Origin of the sequence: Synechococcus sp. R8-2 (assembly GCF_047461715.1) — a bacterium.
GTDB lineage: Bacteria > Cyanobacteriota > Cyanobacteriia > Thermostichales > Thermostichaceae > Thermostichus.
This window is the reverse complement of the sequence record NZ_JANSHQ010000729.1, coordinates 1-1,149: the sequence shown is the minus strand read 5'-3', so window position 1 is coordinate 1,149 and position 1,149 is coordinate 1. Positions and strand designations below refer to the sequence as shown.

Sequence of the window (1,149 nt, the reverse complement as noted above, 5' to 3'; positions counted from 1 at the left end):
TGAACGGCCTGCGGGAAACCTATCAAGCCTTGGGCACCCCCGGCAGCTCAGTGGCCAACGGTATCCAAAAGATGAAAAAGGCTGCGGTGGCGGTGGTAAACGACCCCAACGGCATCACCCGGGGTGACTGCAGCGCTCTGATTGCCGAAATCGAATCCTACTTCGATCGCGCTGCTGCCGCTGTGGTTTGATCCCTTGTGGACTGAAGTTTCTGTTGTGTCCGGATCCAGTTGTGAAGACCTCTCTGGGATCTAAGACAACTCGGGTTGGCAGGGGATCCCTGGAAAAGTAACCTGTTTTGCAGCGATTTTGCAGTTGAGACTTTGAATCTTTTGCTTTGTTTTTTGCATTGAGCTTGAGTTAAGTAAAGGAGCGTTTTGAATCATGCAAACCCCAATTGTTGACGCCATCGCCACTGCCGACAGCCAAGGGCGCTACCTGAGCAACAGCGAATTGCAGGCCATCAATGGCCGTTTTCAGCGGGCTGCCGCCAGCATGGAAGCCGCCCGAGTTCTGAGCAGCCGTGCCGACGAGCTGGTGCGCGGTGCCACCGAAGCGGTTTACGCCAAGTTCCCCTACACCACCCAACCCGGTGGGCAGTGCCACACCCAAGCCGGCAAGGACAAGTGCGCCCGCGACGTGCGCCACTACCTGCGCTACATCACCTACTGCTTGGTAGCCGGTGGCACCGGTCCTCTGGACGAGTATCAGTTGGCCGGGATCCGCGAGATCAACGCCGCTTTTGAACTCTCCCCCAGTTGGTTCATCGAAGCCCTGCGCTACATCAAAGCCAACCACGGCCTGACCGGGCAAGCGGCCACCGAGGCCAACACCTACATCGACTACGCCATCAACGCGCTCAGCTAAGTTCTGGAGCTTGGGATCCCTCTAAAAGGGCGACGCCGGCTAGCCAGTTGGCTCATCCCACAAGCCGAGGGGGATGGCGAGGAAAGGTTGTTGAGGGCAACGGTGGTGAGCCTGCTACGTTGCGGAGAGATACGTTTGACCACGTGGGTTTGCGGATCAGTCTCCCCAATAGGAAGGCGCCACTGTTGCTCTTCTGCAGCTTGGGGCTGCCGATTTTTGATTTCTAATTTTAGTTTTCGATTTCTACAGTCGTTTCAGGCTAGGGTGAGACGCCTGGGCTAT

The 1,149-nt window shown here is 56.9% G+C and carries 1 protein-coding gene and 1 pseudogene; both read left to right on the top strand.

The window, feature by feature from the left end; translation table 11 throughout:
- Positions 1–191, top strand: a pseudogene (locus NW819_RS14300) (phycocyanin subunit beta); the annotation flags it as partial.
- Positions 192–384: 193 nt separating this feature from the next.
- Positions 385–867 (top strand): phycocyanin subunit alpha, encoded by a 483-nt coding sequence (locus tag NW819_RS14295; protein WP_011434281.1) that lies wholly within the window; start codon positions 385–387, stop codon positions 865–867.
- Positions 868–1,149: the final 282 nt, after the last annotated feature.